At 68.9% G+C, this 21,581-nt stretch carries 13 protein-coding genes; 3 read left to right on the top strand and 10 right to left on the bottom strand.

Features of this window, described 5'->3' with window-relative positions:
- Positions 1 to 42: 42 nt before the first annotated feature.
- Together PUR53_RS46255 and PUR53_RS46250 are read right to left on the bottom strand one after the other, a co-directional pair.
- A complete protein-coding gene (locus PUR53_RS46255; RefSeq protein WP_329912473.1) occupies positions 43 to 2,304 on the bottom strand; it encodes a UvrD-helicase domain-containing protein in 2,262 nt (753 codons plus the stop codon).
- Entirely contained in the window at positions 2,301 to 9,344 is a 7,044-nt protein-coding gene (locus PUR53_RS46250) for a DEAD/DEAH box helicase (protein ID WP_329912472.1), read from the bottom strand. Before PUR53_RS46250 ends, PUR53_RS46255 begins: the two co-directional genes overlap by 4 nt.
- A 260-nt stretch (positions 9,345 to 9,604) precedes the next feature.
- Between PUR53_RS46250 and PUR53_RS46245 the strand changes: the two genes are divergently transcribed.
- From PUR53_RS46245 to PUR53_RS46235, 3 genes are all read left to right on the top strand, one after another.
- Complete coding sequence (locus PUR53_RS46245) at positions 9,605 to 10,654, top strand: beta family protein (protein ID WP_329912471.1); 1,050 nt, start codon at positions 9,605 to 9,607, stop codon at positions 10,652 to 10,654.
- A 396-nt stretch (positions 10,655 to 11,050) separates the two neighbouring features.
- A complete protein-coding gene (locus PUR53_RS46240) occupies positions 11,051 to 11,257 on the top strand; it encodes a hypothetical protein (RefSeq protein WP_329912470.1) in 207 nt (68 codons plus the stop codon).
- A 6-nt stretch (positions 11,258 to 11,263) separates the two neighbouring features.
- Positions 11,264 to 12,391 carry a hypothetical protein gene (locus tag PUR53_RS46235; RefSeq protein WP_329912469.1) on the top strand — a complete coding sequence of 376 codons (1,128 nt, stop codon included), beginning with the start codon at positions 11,264 to 11,266 and terminating at the stop codon, positions 12,389 to 12,391.
- Between the two features lie 60 nt (positions 12,392 to 12,451).
- Here the strand turns inward: PUR53_RS46235 and PUR53_RS46230 are convergent, their stop codons facing one another.
- From PUR53_RS46230 to PUR53_RS46195, 8 genes are all read right to left on the bottom strand, one after another.
- On the bottom strand, positions 12,452 to 12,922 hold the full coding sequence (locus PUR53_RS46230; protein ID WP_329912468.1) for an ATP-binding protein: 471 nt from the start codon (positions 12,920 to 12,922) through the stop codon (positions 12,452 to 12,454).
- Positions 12,923 to 13,040: 118 nt separating this feature from the next.
- Positions 13,041 to 14,453 (bottom strand): CBS domain-containing protein, encoded by a 1,413-nt coding sequence (locus PUR53_RS46225; protein ID WP_329912467.1) that lies wholly within the window; start codon positions 14,451 to 14,453, stop codon positions 13,041 to 13,043.
- Between the two features lie 45 nt (positions 14,454 to 14,498).
- Entirely contained in the window at positions 14,499 to 15,431 is a 933-nt protein-coding gene (locus tag PUR53_RS46220) for a hypothetical protein (protein ID WP_329912466.1), read from the bottom strand.
- A 72-nt stretch (positions 15,432 to 15,503) separates the two neighbouring features.
- A complete protein-coding gene (locus PUR53_RS46215; RefSeq protein WP_329912465.1) occupies positions 15,504 to 16,637 on the bottom strand; it encodes an AAA family ATPase in 1,134 nt (377 codons plus the stop codon).
- Positions 16,630 to 17,856, bottom strand: coding sequence for a DUF262 domain-containing protein (locus PUR53_RS46210; protein WP_329912464.1), 1,227 nt, complete (start codon positions 17,854 to 17,856; stop codon positions 16,630 to 16,632). Before PUR53_RS46210 ends, PUR53_RS46215 begins: the two co-directional genes overlap by 8 nt.
- Before the next feature lie 130 nt (positions 17,857 to 17,986).
- Positions 17,987 to 18,529 carry a hypothetical protein gene (locus tag PUR53_RS46205; RefSeq protein ID WP_329912463.1) on the bottom strand — a complete coding sequence of 181 codons (543 nt, stop codon included), beginning with the start codon at positions 18,527 to 18,529 and terminating at the stop codon, positions 17,987 to 17,989.
- 314 nt (positions 18,530 to 18,843) lie between these two features.
- Positions 18,844 to 20,913, bottom strand: coding sequence for an Hsp70 family protein (locus PUR53_RS46200; protein WP_329912462.1), 2,070 nt, complete (start codon positions 20,911 to 20,913; stop codon positions 18,844 to 18,846).
- The gene (locus PUR53_RS46195) at positions 20,910 to 21,332 is read right to left on the bottom strand and encodes a hypothetical protein (RefSeq protein ID WP_329912461.1); all 423 of its coding nucleotides are present in this window, start codon (positions 21,330 to 21,332) and stop codon (positions 20,910 to 20,912) included. The genes PUR53_RS46200 and PUR53_RS46195 overlap by 4 nt, the downstream gene beginning before the upstream one ends.
- Positions 21,333 to 21,581: the final 249 nt, after the last annotated feature.

The raw sequence follows: 21,581 nt of genomic DNA, 5'->3' as shown, positions 1-21,581 counted from the left end.
CGGCTTGGCCTTGGAAAGGGCCTACGTCTTCCTGCGCTCCGCTCAGGACGGCAGACGATGCAGGAACGGGCTCGGGGTGCCGTGCCAGAAGATGTCGAGGCTGTCGCGTGCCCGGGTCACTGCCACGAACAGCAGGGATCGCGCCCGCTGGAGTTCCCTCCGGTAGCGGGCGGGGTCCACTTGGCGCAACTGGTTGACCTGCTCGCGTGGGACCAGACCGTCACTGACTCCGGCGATGATCATGCGCTGGTACTCCAAACCCTTGAACCGGAACATGGTCCCGATGTGCACTCCGGGCTCGCCGCGCGCACCGTCGGCGCCGATTTCCAGGGCCCGGATGCCGTGTTCCCCCAGGGTGTTCGCCAGCTCACTCGCCATCACATTGGTGGGAACGCAGATGGCGATCTGCTCGTGCGCGATCCGCTCTTCCGGGTGGGCGTCCCAGGCCAGGATGTGTGCGGCGATCGATTCCCGTTCCGTCTGCCAGTCCGTGCAGGGGTGCGTGCCGGGTGCGCTGCCGCTGAGCACGGAACGGTATCCGGCGAGGGTCTCCGAGTTCCCGTCGAGGTCGTCGTAGGTCTCCTCACCCAGTACCTCCAGCGCGGAGCGCAGAATCTGCCGTGTTGTGCGGTAGCTGAGGCTGAGCTTCGCGGACCGGCCCCGGATGTTGATACCGAGGCTGCCCAGCGTCACCTGGTTCTTGTAGATGCGCTGATGGGTGTCACCCACCAGGAACAGGTCATCCGAGTCGCGGGCCGTCATGGCGCGCAGCATCTTCCAGTGAGCGGGGCGCAGGTCCTGAGCCTCGTCGACCACGATGTGCCGGTACCGGTAGCGAAGCCAGCCGCCCGAACCGTCCTGGAGGTGGATGTTGTCCAGACCGCCCGCTTCCTCCCGCTGCCGTTCGATGGCGCGGATGCGCTGCTCCCGCCCTATCTCCAGGCGGGCGGCCCGTTCGGCGACCTGGTCCCATGTCTGGCGTCCGAGCCGGTCCAGACGCTGCGCGAAGCGTTCCGAGAGCTGCCAGATGGCAGCTCTCTCCGCCCGGCCGATGTTCTTGCCGCGCCCGGCCCGGCGGGCCCGGAAGTAGTCGGTGCGGGTGCCGACTGCCTGTCCGAGGATCACCTGCGTCCACTCGTCGTGCAGGAACTCCGCGTCCCAGCCGCTCTCGCCGAGTTCGTCGAGCATCGCCCGCCATTCCCGTACGGCCTGGCTGTCGTCAATGGTCTGCTTGCGGCTGCCGGGCTCGGCTTCCCGCACGACGCGCAGTGCGAGCTGGTCGACGTGGCTCACCTCCACCCGTGACAGCAGGTGTTCACCGCCCAGCTCCAGGAGGCGGGAGCGCAGGTCGGCAGCGAGATTCTTGTTGTAGGTGGTCAGCAGCACCGGCTTGTTGTGACCGGGCGGCAGCTGGGACACGAGGTGGCGGACGCGGTGCAGGGCGACGATGGTCTTTCCGGTGCCCGGGCCGCCGCCGACCCGTGCGGGACCGGAGTAGCGGCGCTCGACCAGCTTGGACTGAGCCGGGTGGAGGAAGACCTTCCAACGGCCGAAGTCCCCTGCCTCCAGCGCCTCGCGCAGCGCGTCGTCGGACGTGGTGACGACGGTGGCCGGCCGTTCGGCGGCTGTCTGGAAGTCCTCGGTGTCGACGGGCTCCGGAGCCGCGACAGGGGCGGTGACCTCGTCCCGTACCTCTTCGAACGGCTTTCCGTCGTAGAGCGCGAGCAGGACTTCGCCGGTGAGCTGGGGCGCGTACTCGATCAGACCGAGGAGCTGGTCATCGGTGGTGAGGGAGCGGATGACCGGAACCAAGGGCTCGGCCACACCCAGTTCGATCAGCTGCCCGTCGGTCCAGGCGGCGAACAGCGGCTCGGGAGCGAGCGGTTGGGCTTCGGCGGGCGGGGCTGGGACGGCCGGGGCGGTGGGCGGCGGCCCTTGCGGCGGGATGCGCCGCAGCACGCTGTCCTCCACCACCTGGAGGTCGACGTACTCGATACCGCCGGTGACGGTGTTGATGCCGTACGCCAGCCGGTCGTAGACCTCCTTGCGGTGCTTGACCGAGACGATGAGCCAGTCGTCCTCGGCCAGTCTGAGCAGGAGGGCGCGGTACTCGTCGTTGATGCGAGCGGACCAGATGCGGCTGTCGCCCTTGAGCTGCTTGAGCTTGAGCCCGGGGGTCCGCGGGTTCTCCTTGAACTTGTGCTGGAAGTCGAACAGCGCGCCCTTGACCGTGCGTGGGAGCCGAAGGATCTCCTTGTCCGCCTTGTCGAGCAGGCGCAGCGTCACGCCCCCGGTCCTCGTCATGCCGACTCCCCGTCTTCGTTCTCGTTCTTGTTGTTCTCGGTCGTGCCGATGTCAGCCCGCCCCGCATCCGTACGACCACCGTCGCGTGTCCGTGCGGCAGCGAGGCCGAGGCGTCCGGCGATCTCCTCCGCCGTCCACTCGCCCGCCGGACGTACGTCCCAATGGGCGGCGGCGAAGGCACGGTCACGGTCCTGTGCCTCGTGGTCCGGCTCTTCGGGTGTCCCCCGCGGGGTGAGCACCACGCCGAGCCGGGCGTCCGGCCAGGCCAGTTCGGCCTGCCAGCCGTGTTCGTCGAGTTCGAAGCCGTCCTCAGGCGCGGGAACGCCCAGGTTGGCGAGCGCGTGAGCCAGTTCGGCCAGGCCGGCCTCGTCGGGGTCCACGTACTCCAGTACCGCGTCCCAGGCGCCGTCCCGCTCGGGCCGGGTTTCGGACGGCGGCTCCTCGGTTGTTCTCGCCGGTACCGCGGGTAGTCCGGCGGTCACGGCAACCGGTGGCAGGCTGTCCGATGCCCGCTGAGGCTCGCCGTTGACGACCTGCGTGACCCGTGTCGAGGACAGCCACCCCTGGCCGCCGGTCACGGTGAGCACGTCGGCGGTGAAGCCGTCGAGCAGTGTGGTGGTGAGCTGGGCGCTGTCGCCCCCGCCGTGCTCCAGGAACTGCAGCAGGTTGCTCCAGTACAGCCAGGCCTGCCAACGCCGCTTGTGGGTCTTCTCGTCCGTGACGGCGTGGGCACTGTCGTCCAGGAGTGTCAGTCCCGTCCACCTCGGGGGCCGGTGCCGCACGTCGGCGACCAGGACGAGCCGGCATTCGGACTTGTCCGTCGCCGCGAGGACACGCAGAGGTCCCTTCGGTTCGTCCACGACCCCGTCACGCAATGCCGCCTCGACGGCTCGGCCGACCGCTTCCGCCCCGACCGGTGAGTCCCGTAGCCCGGGGGTACCGATGAGTCCGGCCACGGTGGCTTCGGCGCGGTGGTGCCACTGTCGCGCGTCAGGGGCGCGGAGGTAGGCGAGCAGCAGATCGGTCGGGTTGACCCAGACCGTCTCCGACAGCTCGCCGGGGAGCCCGCCCCGGGTCTGGGCGTAGTAGGAGCGTGCCCGGTCCTGCGCCGCCCGGTCGTACGGCATCCACACCGGGTCGACGGGGGCGACTCCGGCATAGCCGGTGTCGCGGACGCGGCGCCGCCACTCCTTGACGTCGTAGTACGTCAGTTGGAATACCCGCAGTCCGTCGGCTCGCAGCCGGGCGCGTTTCGTCGCGTCGTCCGCGAGACGGTTGTGCTCGGGGCTCGCGTGATACCGGTATCCGTCCAGATAGACGGCGAGCCGGGGACCGGGAGCGTCGAGCCGCTCGAAGAGCACGTCGGGACGGGTCCCGTCGAGGACGCGCTGCTGCGAGACCCGCCAGCTCACGGTGGCTCCGTCGCCGGTCGTCAGCCGCAGATCCAGCGCCCGGGTGCCCGCCGGGGTGGTGTACGTGTCCGCTGCCGCACGGGACTCGGGCTGCTTGGCCCACTCCTCCAGCGTGTCGACGAACATGACCTCCAAGTCGCTCTCCGCCTGCTGTTCCAGCGGGATCTGGCGGGTCGTCGAGACCGGTGAGGTCCGCCAGCGTTCGCCGTCAGCGCCCAGAAGTTCGTCCAGCATGGACTGCACCTCGCGGCGGGAGACCCGGTCGTAGTCCGACGGGGGCACCCTGCGCAGGAGGCACTGGTGGCAGCCGTCCAACTCCTTCTGCTGGCACGGGCAGTTCTCGATGACCTCGCGCGCCTTCAGCAACACCTCACGGAACCCGGCCGCGGATGCCAGCCGGTGCAGATAGCCGGTCCCACCGGGCAACCGGTCGTAGACGACGAGGAAGCGCCGCGGGAAGTCGGAGCCGAGCTGTTCCGGACTGTCCGGCATCGAGGCCGCGGCGATCTCGATGTGGTCGGGGTCGCCGCCGTAGCGCGCCGCGATACCGGCGAACAGCGCCGCGGTGAAGGAAGCGAGCCGCTCTCGGGCCCGCGTCACGGAGGCGGGCAGCAGAATGCGTACGGCTTCCGTGGTCAACTCGTGCGCGAGCAGCAGCGGTACGTCCTGACCCGCCCCCTGCCTGTCACCGTGCCCGGAGCTCTGCGTACGTCGCCGGGGGCACCACAGCAGATGGTGGAGGCTCCCCTTCGTGGCAGCGGCGCCCGATTCGGTCAGCGCGTGCTGTGACTGGTCGACGACGGGTCGGCCGTCTGCCGTCGCCCCGCCGCAACTCGTGCAGACGTAGAACGGGTTGATCCGGACGTCCTCGCCCGCCAGCGGAACCGTGGAGCTGCCGTCCTGCCGGTCGAGTCCCAGGTTCAGTGTTCTGATGACGGCTCGGCGGGAGAAGTCCACGCCGAAGGTGGCCGTGTCGTGCCGCCAGGAACCGGTCGCCAGGTGCGCCGGGTCGATGTCCACGGTGGTGAGGACCGCGTACTGCCTGCGGGCGCGCTCGTCGCGGTCGTCACGCACGCGTGCGTCGTCCCGCTTGTCGCGCGCCACGACCCGGCGCGGCTGGAGCACGTACTGGACACAGCCCGCGTCCGCGATCTCGCGCCCGTCGCAGCGAGGACAGGGGGAGGTGTCGGTCTGGGCGTCGCGTGTGCGCACGTATCCGCAGGCTGGGCACAGCCGCCACACTGACCAGGCACGCCGCTCCGGGCTGCCGATGTCGAGGGCGCGTACCACGTGCTTGTAGCCGTTGACGTAGAAGCTGTTGCCCGGGGCGAGTTCGGTGAGGGCGATCTTGCGGGAGCGCTCGTAGTCGCGGGTCTCGCTGCGGTAGACGCGAGACGTACCGGCGGGGGCTCGGTGTTCTTGCGGCGCGTCGGTCCCGCCCGGCGTCTCGTCGGTGTCCGAGGGAACCTCGGACCAGTACAGCGTGGCCTCCAGCTGGGTCGTGGTGTCGGCCAGGCTGTAGTTCGGCAGGAGGCCCAGCTCGACGAGGGTGCCGTGCGCGCTGGTCCGGCTCAGGTCGCGCAACAGATCGCCGGTGCTGCGGCGCTCGGCGAGCAGCTCCCGCCGTTCCCGGTCCTGGACCTCGTCCGTGCGGGCCAGCGAGTCGACGGCCTCGTCGATCGCGGCGATCCTGCGCCGCAGCTCCTCCCGCCGACCGGTCCAGTCCTCCTCCGCCTCCTGGAGCGCGCGCACGATGCCGCCGGTCGCGTACTCCCGAAGTGCGTCGGCGGCGTGCGCGGACACCCCGGCGTCGTCAGCGTCCAAAGCGGCGGAGTCACCTTGGCCCTGTGCGGGGGACTCGCCTTCGGGGAACAGGGCCAGGAACTGCTCGACGAGTGCCGCCCCGTGCGTCTGTGCGGCGTCCGCGAGGTCCTGGCACCAGCCCGTCGTTCCGAAGAGAGCGGACGCTAGCCGGGGCACCGGCTGCAACCGCTCGCCGTCCGCCGTCCTGAGCCCGCCCCGCGCGGCGAGGTCCAGGAGCCACGCGGTGTACTGGCGGCGCAGGATCTCCACCGCCGACAGGTAGCAGCCCGGCGGCACGATGTCGCCGGCGATCATCTCTCGGGGCTGGTCCAGGTAGTACAGGTCCCGGGCCCTGCGGCCGCCGAAGGCTACGACCAACGCGTTGCCTGTCTTGCGTCCCGCGCGGCCCGACTGCTGCACATAGTTGGCGGGCCCCTTCGGCAGCGATCCGATGAGCACGGCCGACAGGTCGCCGATGTCGATGCCGAGTTCCAGTGTGGGCGTGCAGGACAGCACGTTCGGGTCGGTGTAGTGCGTGCCGGCGCGGAAGGTCCGCTCGACCTGCTCACGCTGCGCACGGGTCAGCATGCCGGTGTGCTCGGCCGTCACGACACGGAAGGTGCCGCCCGTCAGGTACAGCCGCCGGTAGTAGTCGTTCGTGTAGTCACGCTCCTGCAGAGCGCCGAAGCCCGTGCCGGTGACGCCCCCGCTGCCAACGTGCGGTTCGGCCGGTGCCGTGAGGCGCATCCCCGGCTGCGGCGGCGTCAGGTACCCCTTGCACCGGTAGCGCGGACACGGATGGCCGTACCAGCGGGTGCGCCGCTCAGGGGGCACGACCTGCTGCCAGCCGCAGTCCTCGCACGCCACGAACGCCTTGTTGACGATCGAGTCGTCCAGCAGCCGCACCTGGATGTGGCCGGGCTGGAGACCGTAGACGCGCGTGGTGCGGTCCTTCGCCGTCCGCACGCTGAGCGCGTGCTCGTCGGCGAGAGCGGGCAGCAGCCGACGGAGGTACTCGGTCGCCCCGGCGGCGTCCAGCCCCAGACAGCGGCGGGTCCAGTCCTGGAACCAGGCCTGCCGGCCGGTGACGACGTCGAACTCCGTCCTGTCCTTCTGCCCGTCCAACAGGAACCGCGGTGGGGCGATGCCTTCCGGGAACGCGGGCATGCCGTCCGGCCGCCTTCCGCTGATCAGGAAGCGGTCGGCTCCGGCCTCCCGCATCCACTGCTCCAGCCACCGGTGCCGGATCGCGCCGCGCAGCCGCAGCCGCTCCAGAAGGCCTCGCACATAGGCGAGATACCGCTCGGGCGTGGGGAGCCCGCCCGTCATCACCATCTGGCCGGGCAACGCGAGGTGCAGATCGCGGGCGAGGTCGGTGACCCGCTCGGGGTTCTCGACGACGACTTCGGCGGCGGCCGTCCGGGTGAGTTCCAGGGTGCGGCCGAGCCGTGACCGCAGCCCGAACTCCATGATCGTGGCGAACGCCAGCCGTTCACCGATCAGCCGCCAGGTACGGGCGTCGCCGGTACCGTGACCCGACAACACCCGGTCGACACCCGGCTCGTCGTGCAGGTCCGGCGGTACGACGGCGGCCAGCGCCTCGGGGTCGTCCACCGAGTCGAGTACGTTGCCGATCAGGTCGTTGAGCGCGGTCGCCGCCCCGGACTCGTCGAGGTTGTGCGCCAGCAGAGACCTCAGCGAGAACTTGTACGACGCGTTGGCGACGTATCCGGCACGGTGCGCGGCGTCCTGCGTGGAGTCGTTGAACAGCAGCGTCTTGCGTTCCTCCGGTACCAGCGCGATGTCCCCGCCGGTGAAGAGCTGGGTGACCGTGGCCGAGGCGAGGGCCGCCTGCGCCGTACCGAGGAACCTGATGCTGTTGTCGGTGTTGCACGCAGGGCAGCGGTCGTCCCTGGCCGCCTTGTCGGCGGTCTTCTTGTCGAGCAGCGCGAGCGCGAACCAGGCGTCCACCAGGTCCCCGTCGTCTCCCGCTGTCGGCAACCGGTAGGTGCCCTGGGCCCCGTCGAGCACCACCACGGAGAGCGGATCGACGCCGCTGCCCGCGGGCAGCCGCCCGGCCAGCGCGTCGAGTGCCTGGCGCCGCTCCGGCTCGGTCGCGGCGATGAAGTAGCGGATGCGGCGCTTGTCACGGCCGACGCCGGCCCGCCAGATCCGGTCCTGCGCCATGACGAGCTGTTGCGGATCGGACTCCGGGGACAGCGCCGCCCAGCCGGAGCGCCCACACGCGCGGCAATACACGGCGGGCAGGTGCACCTGCGCGGGGCGCACCGCCGTATCGGTACCCGCCAGAGGCCGCGGCCGGTTCGCCCCGGCCGAGGAGCCACTTCCTGCCGAGAGACTGTCCTCCTCGTCCGACGGGGGAGCGGCGGCCAGGGCGGCACGCCGGGCCTGCGCACGGTCGTCCTCGTACCAGCGGAACTCGGGGGTCCGGCCGACCCCGCGCAGCACACGCGTCACCGGCCGTACCCAGAGATGGGCCTCCACGTGCAGCAGGGGACGCGGACGCCGTTCGTCGGAGTCGGGGTCCCGGGCGGCGGACAGCAGGGCCACGAAACGGGACAGGGCCTGCAGAACCAGCTGCGGATTCTGCCGTGCGGTGCGCCCCCAGGAGTATCCGAAGCGGGCGAGCCGGTCCCGCAGACCCCACTCGTCCAGCGGTTCGCCGTCGAGCAGCGCGAGCACGCCCTGCGTGAAGTCGTGCCGCTTCAGAAGACGGCCGATACGGAACGCGTCGAGACCCTGCCGCCCCAGCATGCGGGTGGCGAGCCCGTCCAGGTCCAGCAGGTCCGGCTTCGCCTCGACTCCGACGCCGCCCGACGCCGCGATGACCTCCTGCGGAGTGGGCGGCTCGGGAAGCGCGTAGTCGACTTCGCCGGTGAACTCCTCGGCGGTCATCCGCTCCTCGCCGATGACCGCGTCCGCCGTGAACGGCATGCCGAACACCTGTGCCGCCACGTCCAGAATGCCTCCGGCTGACGTGCCCGCCCTGCCTGCCCCGAGCGTCGCGGAGGTCGCCACGGGGCAGATCCGCCCCAGCGGCCGGTCCGGCCGCGCGGCGCCGACCGCCGTCGCCAGCCGGCGCAGCAGCATGGCCACGTCGGTGCCCTGCGCACCGTCGTAGGTGTGGAACTCGTCCAGCACCACGTACGCGACGTCCGCGCCCTCCCACAGCACCCTGTCCTCACCGCGCTGCAGCAGCAGGTCCAGCATCTTGTAGTTGGTGATCAGCACGTCCGGCGGGGAGACGCGCATCTCCTCGCGGCGGGTCATGACCCGCCGGAAGTCCGTGTCCGGCCGGTCGCCGATGTACAGCCCGGCGGTCACCTGGGCGAGGTCGGGCGAGGTCAGGTAGTCGCTGATGCGGCCCGCCTGGTCGGTGGCGAGCGCGTTCATCGGATACAGCAGGACGGCTTTCACCCCGCGCCGCCCGAGAGCCTTCTGCCGCCGGCAGTGGTCGAGCACGGGCACCAGGAACGACTCCGTCTTTCCGGAACCCGTACCGGTCGTCACGAGCGTCGGCTCGGCCTCTCTGCCGCCCAGCGTGCTGAGCCGCTGCCAGGCCTTGGCCTGGTGCCGCCACGGCGTGAACCCGGGCCGCCGCTCCAGATGCCGCTCCCACCCGTCGTGCGCCTTGTGGAACGGCGTCCTGATCCGCAGATAGGGCCCTCGGAAGATCCCCGACTCCGGGTCCCCCAGAAACCGCTCCAGGGCCCGACGGGTGTCGTCGTCCGCCAGCGCGTAGGTCGTCGTGAGGTACTGCGTCAGACTGCCCCGCAGCTGCGCGGCGGCCAGAGTGGGTTTCACGACGCTCCCCTTCGTCTGTGGCTCCCGAGACGCTTGCGTGGCAGCGGTCGCCTCGTGTGGTGCGGATCAACCGTATAGCGCAGGTCGGACAGTGTGTGAGGGGACGGGTACACCCGTGGTCCGGTGAATCCCCCGGTCCGCTGCCGCAGCGGCTTGTGCCCAGAACCGATCCGGTGGCCGATTGGCGCCCTTTCCGACCCGAGCCGATGGTTTCACCCTGAAGGAAAACACCGTGCACGGGCAGCGCCGAGGGGGACGCCATGTCCGTACCGCTGTACGTTCCCGTCCTGCCGACCCGGCCGCACGCCACGGCCGCCTACCGTGAGCTGACGCCGGACCTACAGCGCCGGGTCGCCCCGCTGTGGACGCTGCCTCCCCGCCCCGGCATGCCGCCGAAGCCGCTGGCCGAACGGATCGGCAAGGACGTCGACGATGTCACCGCCGCACAGCGCCACGGATCCGCGTGGCTGGACGCGCCGTTCGCCGACGACACCGAAGCCGCGGTGCTGGCAGACGCCCTCACCCCCGACTGGTGGGACCACCGCAACCTGCGGCCGGTCACCGGACCCGGGCGTCCCGCCGCGCAGCAGTCACTCGCCCTCGCCGTGGCACGGCGACGCGAGGACGTACTCGGTGTACGGGTGCGTCTCCCCGGCGAGTGGAACGACGGCACGGCCTCGGACGTCCGCGAGTTGCTGGACCGGCTTCCCGTGAGCCATCCGGCCGCCCTCTTCCTCGACCTCTGCAGTGTCCTGCCCGACCGCCCCGAAGCCGCCAAGGAGGCGCTGCGCGCCCTGGACTCCCTGATCCCGCTCACCTCGTGGCGCACCGTGACCGTGGTGGCGGGCGGCTTCCCCGAGCCGCCGGAGGACTTCCGGGAAGGCGTCCCGCACGAGGCCCCACGCACGGACTGGGAGACCTGGCACGAGATCCAGCACGGCGAACGCCCGTACCTCCCCCGGCTCCACTACGGCGACTACGCAATCCACCCGGCCACGTACGTCACCCAGACCCCGCCAGCGCGCGGCGGAGGCCCGCCGTGGGGCATCCTCCGCTACACCACCGCCCGCTCCTACCACCTGTCCAAGGTCCCGCACGGCAGGCAGTACGACGACGCCAACCGCGAGGCTGCCCGATGCCTCACGCGGCTCACGGACTTCCGGGGCCCGGATGCGGGCCCTGGCGAGAGGTGGCTGCGCGACCGCGCTCGGGGCACGAGCAGTACGGGCAATCACGCGACGTGGAACCGTGTGGGAAATGTTCAACACATGACGTTCGTGGCGAACTCCATGCATGAGCAGACTGGCTGATCCGTGGTCGATTAGCTCAGCGACCGGTCGGTCTGCAGAGGGGCAGCGGCACCGGACGCTCTCACCGGCGCATCGAGATCGCATCCTCCTTGCTGGCCAAGGCAGTTGAGATACGCTTCTGCATTCCGTTCCGTCCTACGCCGAGTCCAGGCCGGGGCAGGAGAACCGGACTTCATCCACTTCGTCGAGGGGGATCTCGTGGACCAGAACCTGCTAGCGCTTGCCGGAACCGCAGGTACAACTGTCGTCACCCTGCTGGTGACCGACGCATGGGGGCAGACCAGGCGCGGGGTGACAACGCTCTGGAGGCGTTTTCGGCCAGAGGCTGCAGACGAGATCGATGGGCTTCTGTCCAGGTCACGAGATGTTCTCCTCGCTGGAGGGCAACCAGACAGCGTGGAGAGTGAATGGCAGCTCCGACTTGGAGCTCTGCTGGCCCAGCACCCGGAAGCCGCAGCCGAGCTGTCTTCCTTGTTGGAGGACCTGACCGTCGGCCCGAGCGGGCAGGCGATCAGCGGAGGAGTGCACCTCGAGGCCCGCGCCGAGGGGGACGGGCAGATCTATCAGTCCGTACGTGATCAGACCGTGAACAACTACCGATAACGACGTATGGACAAGTCACCTGAACCTTTGGCCGGTGAGATCCACCTGTCCGGAATGGCGTCCGACAACGGTGGCGTATATCAGGCAGTCGGCGATCAGACCGTGACCCACCTGAACCTGCACGTCGGTACGGCGACAGGTCTGAACGGCTCCAGAGAGATCGGTGCGCGCGTCACCCCCGAGGGTGCTCAGCGACACACTCAGCTCGTCATCGAGGCGCTGGCGTTGGCAGTGGAGCATTTCCGCAAGAAATGCGCCGAGCTGGCGGAGGAGGCACGACGTGCGCGCGCCGAGGGCCGCCGTGAAGCACTTCGAGAGGTGCAAGAGAAGCTGCGCGACGCGGAGTCGCGCGTGATAAGGGCGCAAGAAAAGAAAAGAGAGGCCGAGCGAGAGCGTGAGCGCCTAGAAGCCCTCATGGCCAGGACCCGCTACGAAGCGGAAGCAGCGAGGCGACAACCGACACAACCGTGGGAGCGGCCGGACGATGAGCGTGCCTTTGAGGACATCCTGGCATCAGCAGACCATGAACTGAGCTTGATCCGGTCTGAGTTGAGTTCGCTGGCGAGTGATCTCGGAAGGGACGAGGAACCCTCGGGCGGTGACCGGGTCGTCAGCGGTGAGGTTGTGTCGGAATCACCGCAAGACCAGCGCTTCGGCAAGGCTGTGTCGAACGAATCTGCGTTGGCTGGTGTCACAACGGCGGCGTCGACCCGGCGTCCGGTACCACCGGCGGCTCCCAGCGGACCGCAACGCATTGCACCAACGGTCAGACCCGGGCGAGTCCGGTGCAATCTGGGGCGCATGTTCTTCGTCGGTGCCGGTCTGCCGATGCCGATGGTCGGTGCTGCCATTCGGTTGGTGTACTCCCGGAACCCCGGTGTGTCAGTGGTGTGGAGCATCCTCTTCCCGGTGACTGCTGTACTCCTGGCTGTCGGTTTCACCTCCCTCCTCATTCTCTTCGCTAGGCTGGCGTATGCCTGGCAAAAAGACGACGGCACAGTTGTGGTGAGTTGCTTCTTCCATACTGCGCTGGGCGCTGCACTGTTTGTCGTGGGCATCTCCTTGAGCCCAGAGGCGGTTCCACCGCTGACTGAATGCGGCCGGTTGATTGCCGAATACCTCGGCCCTTTGTGAGGGGGGCAGCGTCCCTTCCAGGCCCCACTTGTCGCCTCGTTGCTCACGCCGGGTGCCGCCTCATGGCAGAGTCAGCCCTGCCCATACCGTCTTCCCAGGAGCGTCCGCGCGCGGCGTGGCACCCCAGTCGTCGGCGAGAGCCGCAACCAGCATCAGACCCCTGCCCGACTCCACGTCGTCAGGCGGTTCGTGGGGACAAGGCGGGAGGAGCCGTTCGGCCCGGGTGTCGGATACCTCGACGCGCAGGGTTCCGGCGTTGGCGGTCAGCCGGACCTCGAAGTCCCGGCCTGATACGCGGCCGTGTGTGACGGCGTTCGCGGCCAGCTCGGCGGTGATGAGCGTCAGCGTCTCGTTGACTGTGGACGTGTACGGGTGGCCCCACACGTCGAGCCGGTCCGAGACCAGACGGCGGGCGAGGCGGGCACCGCGCGGCGTGGAGCTGAAGCGCATCGTGAACTCGTCGGTCGTGGTGCCTACTTCGGTCGCACTACGCGTTGCGGCCGTGGGCGTGGGGGAGTGCTCGCTGTTCATGGCGTCTACGCTGCCGGGCGGGCCCTGACGTGCCCAGGTCCGACGCGCACACAGCGAGGCGCCGTAGGCGACGGTGTGTTCCGTGTACGCGGGGATGTGTGGTGGCGAGTCTGTGGACCTACTCCCCGTACTCCCTCAGCAACTTGTTGAGGTTGCGGATCTTGTCCACGTCACCCTTCGGCAGGGGATCGCTGCTGTTGAAGTGCATGACGTTGTTGCGGATCCTGCGGATCTCCTCAAGCCGTGCGATGAACACCTTGCGGTCGAGCGGCCATCCGAGTTGCTCCCACAGCCCGGGGTTCTCAAGTACGCGTTGGTAGTCGCCGACGGTCATGTCACCGAAGGAGGTGATGCGTTCGCCCTCCGGGTCGCAGAGCTTCGTGACCTCGGGCAGGGTGAAGGCCCCCGCGATGACTTGCCGCAGCCTGCGGTCCATCTCCCCGATCAGGAGGAAGTGTCCGGCCAGATCACCGTAGGCCCGGGCCACGTCGGCGGCGGTGACGATGCCGGCGATGGCGTTCCGTTGGTCCCTGACGAGGACGAAGTCGTGCTCGGCCAGAGTGGGGAGGACGTCGATCAGGTCGTGGTCGTAGCGGACGTCCCGCGCGTCCACGATGGCCTGGGAGAGGTGGGCGCCGGGATCGGCGTGCCGGGCGCGGGCTATGGACTTCCACGAGACCGATCCCCGCAGGTTGTGCGGACCGGCGAGGACGGGCAGCTGGGAGAAGTCGTGGAGCACCATCAGCGTGATGACCTCCTCGAAGGTGGCCGTCGGCTTGACGCTGACGACGCCGCCGAGGGCGGACGGCAGGGTGCCGACGGTCAGCCCGGTCTCGCGTGATTCCTGTTCTTCGGATGTACTGGCCGGAACTGTGGTGGTCGCCGGGTCCCCGGCGAGGGGAACGTCCTCAGTGTCTTCTTCCGCGGCCTTGACCAACTGGACCGTGGTGGTCAGGGGAACTTTGTCGAATTCGGGCGAGGTGACGAGGCTGTGGTTGGCGAGCTCGGCCTCGATCTGCTCGTTGACAAGTCCTCGACCTGTCGCACCCCACCACCCCAGTAGCTCCTGCACGGAGAGGGTGAACGGCCTTCCTGCCTCGGCCGACTCACGGGCCTTCTTCAGCCGGGCGTGCCGCTCGCTGGGCGACAGCGACGTCTGTCGCTGCTCCTCCGGCTCTGTGGGGTCGGCTTCCTCGGCGGCCCGGTCCAGCAGCTCCTGGCGCAACTGCATCAGGAACCTGCCGTCGTCCACCTGCCACGCCTCCCACCCGTCGAACGTCCCGTACCCGACGGCGACCATGGCCGCCTTGGACGGTGAACGGAACTCCTCCCCGTCCGCCAGCCGGATCCATCCTCGGGCCGTGACCGTGGCCTCGTGCGTCTCGCCCATCCGGGGCCGTACGAACGTCAGGTGTTCGCCCTCCGCGAGAAGTCCGGCGCTGAGCAGGTCGGAGAGGGTCACCCGCCGTCCGTCCAGGAGGTAGCGGGCGCGGGACTGCGTCTCTGCGGGACCGGCGGCGGAATCAGTCATGTCACCTGCGCCTTTGCTGGTGGAAGTGGGCCGTGGGTGTCTGCTTCAGAGGTGGCGCCCGATGTGGGCGATGCGGATGGCTTTCTCGTCGTGAACGAGGCGGAAGTAGATGCGGCCGGCGTTGCGGTTGAGGTTCCCGTGGAGTTCGAAGCAACGGCTCTCGCCGTCCTTGTCCTCCCAGAACCGGTTCCTGCGTGCGTTCTCGTGCTCCGGCCTGATGTTCGGGGCTTCCCAGTGTGGCCCTGTGGGGGAGGTGACCGGGTCCCATGCTGCCGCGCTCGCCTGGAGCTGGCGCAGCAACCGGCGCGCGCCTTTGAACCACTTCGGGTCGAGGTTCTCCAGATCTTCCCGCACTCGGTCGAGGAACTGAAGGTTGGGGAAGAAGTCCTCGTGCCCCGCCCAGAGTTCAGCCCCGCTGGAGACGCGGTCCAGTCCTTCCAGACGCCCCCACTCCTCGTGTTCACCGAGGTGCGCCTTCTGAGAGGCATGCCGAATCGTCTCCGGATATTCGTCGACGACGGTATCCCCGGTTTCGGGGTCCTCCGACAGTTCCTCGATACGAAGTTCCAGCCAGGCCGTGTCCCAGTCCGGGGCGAGCGGCAGGCTCACGGCGAGGCCGTCCGCCATCAGGGCCGCGCCGAGCCCCTGTACGTCGACACCGTTGTGCCGGTGCGAGATGTCGTCCCTGCCGGATGCCGCAGCGCCGTGGAGGGCGGCCGTGAAGGTCGTGCAGCGGTCGCGCATCCGCTGGATGAAGCGGTGTTCGTCTCTGTTGCGGGCGTCGTTGCGCCACTGCGCGTAGTAGTAGCCGTGGGCGAGTTCCGCCTGGTCGAGCGGGCTCTGCGTGGCGAGGCTGATGTCACGCCAGCGCCGTAACTCCCGGAGCACGTCCACGAAGGTGCGCATGCCCGCGGCGACTTCGTCGGGCCCGCACTTCGTCGCACAGGACTGTTCGTTGAGAAACACAAGCAGCGGCACGCCCCACCCCATTCTTGTTCCGCGCCGTTGGCCCCGACCCCCCGGGGCACGTCGTTGACTCCGTGTGCCTGCTCAGTCGAGCAACTGGTCGAGGGAGTTCTCCCACTCGTCGAAGAAGCCCTCGGGCCATTCGGAGAGCCGTCCGTCCGGCCCGATCACCGGGCTGACGACCTCCGAGGTCTGATCCTTGCGGCGGAAGTAGTGCACGGCGGTCGCGTCAGCGCTCAGCAGCCCCTGCTTGACGCGGAGCCGCAGCCCGTTCAGCACGTGGTCGCTGTGCGTCTCCATCACCACCTGCGCCCCACTGGCAGCAGCCGCGCTCGCCAGGTACGCCATCCAGGTCTGGCCCTGCGGGTGCAGATGCGCCTCAGGGTTCTCCAGCAGGATCAGCGTTCCCGGCTTGGCCGACAGGCAGGCGACGACGATCGGCAGGACGTACGTGAGTCCGAACCCGACGTTGGTGGGGCGGTACCGGTTGGACTGGGAGACACCCGATCCGAAGCGGTAGCTGAGCCGGACCGTGTCGGTGCCGTCGATGCCGGCCGCCTCCAGACTCACACCGGGGCAGAGCTTCTGCATCCAGGCCTCCGTCTGACCGAGCAGCGTGATGGACGCCGCGTCGGGTACGACGAGCGCTGACGCTTCGACGGGGTCGTCCTGGTGAGCGCGTAGGTAGTTCACGGTGTGCTCGCCGTGCGCGCCGAGGAAGCCGCGTGTGGAAACTGCGTGGTGCGAGCGCGGGTAGCTGACCTGGGGCGAGACGCGGTCGGCCTTCAGGTACTGGAAGCCCGGCCCGAACAGGGTCGGCAGTAGACCGGCGGGCTCCCGGCCGACCATGCCCCCGTCCTGGTCCGGCAGCAGCTTCAGATGGTCGGCCTCCCGCTCGTAGACGGCACTCCATCGGACGGCAGCTCCGTCGCCGCGCACCGCGAGCGTGATGTGTGGACCGGTCTCGTCGTACGACTCGTGCCGTACGTCCTGTCCGATGCCGAGCTGCACCAGCTCCTCGTTGAGCAGCAGCCCGGCCTCGCCGCCACCGACCGGGGCAAGGTCACCGGACTCGTACGACTGCCGCAGCAGCGCGAGGGACTGGAGCACGGAACTCTTGCCGGAGGAGTTGAGCCCGGTCAGCAGAGTGAAGGGGGCCAGACGGAGTTCCTGGTGGGCGAACGCCTTGAAGTTGGTGAGAGTGAGCGACTCAAGCATCCGTGGACTCCAACACCTCGCGGAACAGCTCTTTCATGGACTGGAAGCGGTAATTGACCTTGTCGGCGTCGCCCGTTCCGGAGGAGATTGCGTCGAAGAAGGCCGGGTCGTCCGTAAGCTTCTTGAATTTCTCCTCGACGAGGCTCGCCCGTTGGCAAAGGATCTTGGTCTCTTCCGGGGTGCACTGGGCCAAGGTGACAGCCTGTACTTCGAATAGAGCCTTGTTGATGGGGTAGCGGCGTGCCGATCCGGCGAACTGTTTACGAAACGCGTGCTCCCCGAAAACGCGGGCGCTGGCGAGCATGGCGCGGTAAAAGCGTCTCTCCAGGTCGAGCAGCTCCGACGGCGTGAGAGTGTTGATATGGCGCATGGCCTCACGCAGGAAGCCGTCGAAGTCCTGGGTGACGTACCGCTCCGGTGGCGTCATCCAGAACGCCAGGAATCGCAGGCACAGTTCGCGCTCTGCCATGCGGCTGGGGGACACGCTGCGTGTCGTCGCGTACAGGAAAAACAGGCTTTCCGCGAGCCTGGCCAGCAGATCCCGTGCTGGTCCCGGAATGAGCGCGTGCCGCAGCTCCTGCTGGCTGAGGGGCAGCCCTCCGGTGTTGATCCGCGTGAAGATGTTGAACCGGGCCTCTTCGGGCGTGCCCTTCCGGATGAGCAGCAAGGACAGCTCGGTCTCCAGGACGCGGGTCTGCATCCGCCCCGGCAGGTCCTCGAACGTCTTGCCGTTGTAGTCGAGGTACTCCAGGTTGCTCAGCACCAACGGTTCCAGCCCGGCCGCCTCAGGCTTGACGAACCGGACGATAGTCGTGAGCCGTTGCACCCCGTCCACAACGGTCCAGGAGTCGTCGGCCTCCTCCGCCACATAGATCGTGGGCAGCGCGATGCGCAGGAGAAGGGACTCGATCAGCCTGCTCTGGGCCGTCTCGTTCCAGATGCCGGAGCGCCGTTGGAAGTCGGGTTGCAGATCGATGAGCCCGCGCTTGAGCCGCTGAAGCATCAGATCGATGGTCGTCGCGCGCGGATAGACGTCGATCAGTTCCGGGTCGAACGGCGCCCGGTGGCTCGGGCCGAGGTCCTCCGCTTCGATGCCGGCGCTGAGTCCGGTGTCGGTCAGCTCGACGAGCGGTTCGTCGTTCCGCGGTGTGGAGGACACGGCGGACGCGGGGTCCGGTGACGACTGTTCCGGCTCCGGCACGGGAGCGCTGCCGACCAAGATGTGCCCCTCCGCATACGTACATACCGCCCATGAATCGAACGTGTCCGTACAGTAGCTGATCGACTACGGTCGGCGCCCTGCGTTCGGCTCGAAGGAGCCGTGCTGTCATGGCAGTCCCCGGCCGGACTCAGCGCCCGATTCCGCCATGGTGGGAACAGGTGCCGCGGCCACTGGACCTGGAGACAGAACCGTCGGCGCACACGGTTCCGGGGAACACCGGAGTGGGTGTGGGAGCCGGGCGGGTGGGTTGCGCCGGTGTTGGCGTGGCGGGCAGAGGTGGCAGGGTACGGACGGCCGCCCAGCAGTTTCCTCGGTCGCCGATCCAATAGGCCTGGGGAGCGGTGTCCGGGCAGTCCCCGTACGGAGTGCCGGCGGGTACGAGGCCCTGTTCCACAAAAACATTCACCGCCTTGTCCAGGGCACTTGCCGGGGCGTTCGTCGGAACGACCTCGCGCTTCACTTCGACGAGGCGGACGCCCAGCCCGCGGCCGTCGGCCGGCCGTACTACGGCGTAGGCCGTCCTCGACATGGTCGCCGAGGCGCCTACACGGCCGAAGTACGTGTGCTCAGTGGTGAGCGAGTGCTGCTCGGAGTCGATGAACTCGACGGTGACGTAGTAGTTGGCTTCGCCCCGGCCGGTGTTCTTCACCGTGATGTCCACAGCAGTCAAGCCGGAGTCCGCATCCGAGCACCACAAGTCGCTCAACTCGACGTGGCGTGCGTGCCCGGACGCGCGAGTGGGAGTGGCGGAGACGTCTGACGCGACGGGTGGACAGACGTCACTCTCCGCCTGACCGGTGCTCGGTTGAGCCGAGCAGCCGGTGGCGAGAAGCCAGGCGACCACTGCGACGACAGACCAACCCGCGCGCTTCACCGGTGGCCTCCCCTCACTGTCCTGCTGCTCGGGACGACGGCTGTGTCTGAAGGCACCAGGGCGTGGCTTCTGTCCTTGTCAGCCCGAGCGGGTTCACGTATGCGAGCGGCTCACCTTCGCTGGGCAGGCGCCGCCGGATTGGGTACACGTCGGTTGAAGACCCACACCCCCTGCGAGTGGGTGGCCCCCATGACCCTCCCTGCGTCCCGCAGCCACGGATTCGCCCTCTGGAACGGTGCGAAGTTGTCGTTGGAGACGATCACCCCGCCGACTTCGTGGGCGATGCTGATCACCAGTGCGTCGCCCCGGCCCTCGGTTCCGGCGGGGGGCTGCACGACGGTGTTGTCGGCGATGGCCTTCTCCACGAGAGGCCGTTCCTCGGCGGACACGTCGTGTCGGAGGGTGGCGTCGACGACGACGTGGATGTCACTGTCGGGGTGCTTGAACCGCAGCGACCGTACGGCGGCTTGTAGCGCCGCGAAGCTCGGCTTGCCGCCTGCCGTCCGTGGAGGCCGCCCGTTCCACGCGAGGTTGGAACCGTCGATGACGAGCGCCGGCGCGGCCACGGCCGCGCCGGCCGTCGGGGTCGCGGAACGAGGAGGAGCGGGCTTGGGCGCACCGTTGCCCCGGCTGTCTGCCTTCGCCTTTTGGGGATGGGTCGGCGTGGTCGCGGGCCGGGCGGCCGGGGCGAGGGCGAGCAGCCGGTCGAGCTCCTTCTTCACCTCCGGCAGCACGTTCCCGTCCCCGAACACCTTCACCTCGCCGTCGAGGACGACCTCGCCCGTCTTTTGCAGGGTCGCCCTGACTGTCAGCAGACCCTCCTTGCTGTAGGTGTACTCCAGGTCGAAGACACCGTCCTCGGCCTTGCACCGCTCGGGGTAAGTAAGGACCAGGTCGGTCAGCTTGACGTTGTCCGGGTGGTCGACCTCGCGGTCCGGGTCTCCCTCCCAGACCTCGACGGTCAGTTGGGAGACGTTGTCCTTGTTCGGCTCGTACGACTTCACGCGCTGCTGCGGAAGTCGCTGGTTCCGGTCGATCAGGGCGCTGAACTTCCGCCTGCCCTCACGGTCCGTGGTGGTCGTGCCCAGGGCGTGCGTGTTGACCACCCGGATGATGCTCTTCAACTCGCCGTCCATGGCGGCGGCGCTGATGGCCGCCCCCTCGGCCACCGCGGTCATCGGGTCGCACAGGGAGGTGTCCACGAGTTCGCAGTCGAGTGCTTCGGAGACCGCGGCGCGTACCGCCGGGATCTGGCTGCTGCCGCCGATCATCAGCACCGCGGTGAGGTCCTGCGGGTCGATCCGAGCCTGCTCCAGGCATTCCTCCACTGGGTCGAGGGCCCGGTTGATGAGGTCCTGGATGGCCTCGGAGAACTCGTCCTGCCCGATCTCGACGGTGGCGTCGTCGGGCGTCTGGACGCGGACCGATTCCTGATGGGAGAGGAGGATCTTGGCCCGCTCGATCTCCAGGGCGAACATCCGTTTCTCGGAATCGCTCCACCGCCCGCGCGCGGGGGCCCGGTCGAGGACCATACGGCGCAGCCGCGCGTCGATCTCCAGGCCGCCGAGGCGGTTGACGCCCCGGCTCGCCTTCTCGTCGAAGAACCCGTCGTCGTGGAGGAGGAGGGTGGCATCCATTGTGCCGCCGCCCCAGTCGAAGACCAGGAACTCGCCGTCGACCTCCATCTCGTGCGCGTACGCGATCGCGGCCGCCGTCGGCTCGTTCAGCAGGGTGCGGACGGTGAGGCCCGCGGCACGCGCGGCCTCACGGGTCCGGAAGCGGGCTGCCCCGGTCGCGTTGGCGGGCACAGTGATGACGGCCTCGCGGATCTCGGTGGCGGCTTCCTCCTCAGCGGCGCCCGCGATGGCGTGGAAGACGCCGGCGGCGGCGGTTGTCGCGGCGAACCGTTCACCGCCCAGCTTGACGAAAGGCTCCTCGCGCAGCATCCGCTTGCACGCCTCGACGGCCTGCTCGGAGCGGAGTTTCGCCTCCCAGCCGAACAGGGTGCCCGGCCGCAGGGAACTCGTACCGACGACCGACGGGTAGAGCAGCTCGAACCCCTCGCGCCTCCAGTTCGCATCCAGGCCCTGGCCACCGATCTCCAGGATCTCGACGTACTCGCCGTTCCACTGGGCCGCGACCGAGTTGGTGGTCCCGAAGTCGATTCCGGCTGCCGTCATGCTTCCTCCCCCGCCTTCACGCCCGCGGACCCGGCGATGCGCCGGAGCTGCCCCGCGAGAATGACCTTCCCTGTCAACTCGTCCACGTATGCCGGACTCAGCAGCTCGAAGGCGTCTCCCTCGCCCTCGGTCACCACGAACCGGTCGTTCTCCTCGGGCTCCGTCACCCGGAGCAGCCGCAGTTCCCGCAAGTGCGCCGTCATCGCGCCGTCGACGGTCTCGCGGCTGTCTCCCGCCCGGGACCAGAGGAGCGCGTCGATCTCGGCGAGACGTCCGGCGAACTGGGCGCGTGTACGGAACTCGTCCAGGACCGCTCTGCGTACCGCAGCGGTGAGCGCGCCGGCCGGGGGCACGTCGTCGGCCCCGGCAGCCTCCAGTGCCTCCGGTACGCGGGCCGCCACTCCTTTGATGACCGTCATCGCGTCGATCGGTTCAGGACGAGGCGGAGCTTCGCTGACGCTGGTCTCCGCAGGCTTGACCGGGGCATCCGTGTGCCGTTCCTTGCGGCGCTTCAGGCCTCCGGGTTTGTGGGGTGGCGGCGCGCTCTGCGCCCCGGGTTGCGTCTGGCCGCACGCGGGGCATGGGCGGTGTGGTCGCTCCCTCTTGGGAATCTTCTTCTTGGGAGGCATCAGGGCTGCTCTGCTTCGTTCGGCTCGGACGGTGGGTCA

Source organism: Streptomyces sp. SP18BB07 (assembly GCF_036322545.1).
GTDB classification, from domain to species: domain Bacteria; phylum Actinomycetota; class Actinomycetes; order Streptomycetales; family Streptomycetaceae; genus Streptomyces; species Streptomyces deccanensis.
Note: the sequence above shows the minus strand (reverse complement) of the source record. Positions and strands in the feature narration are given on the sequence as shown.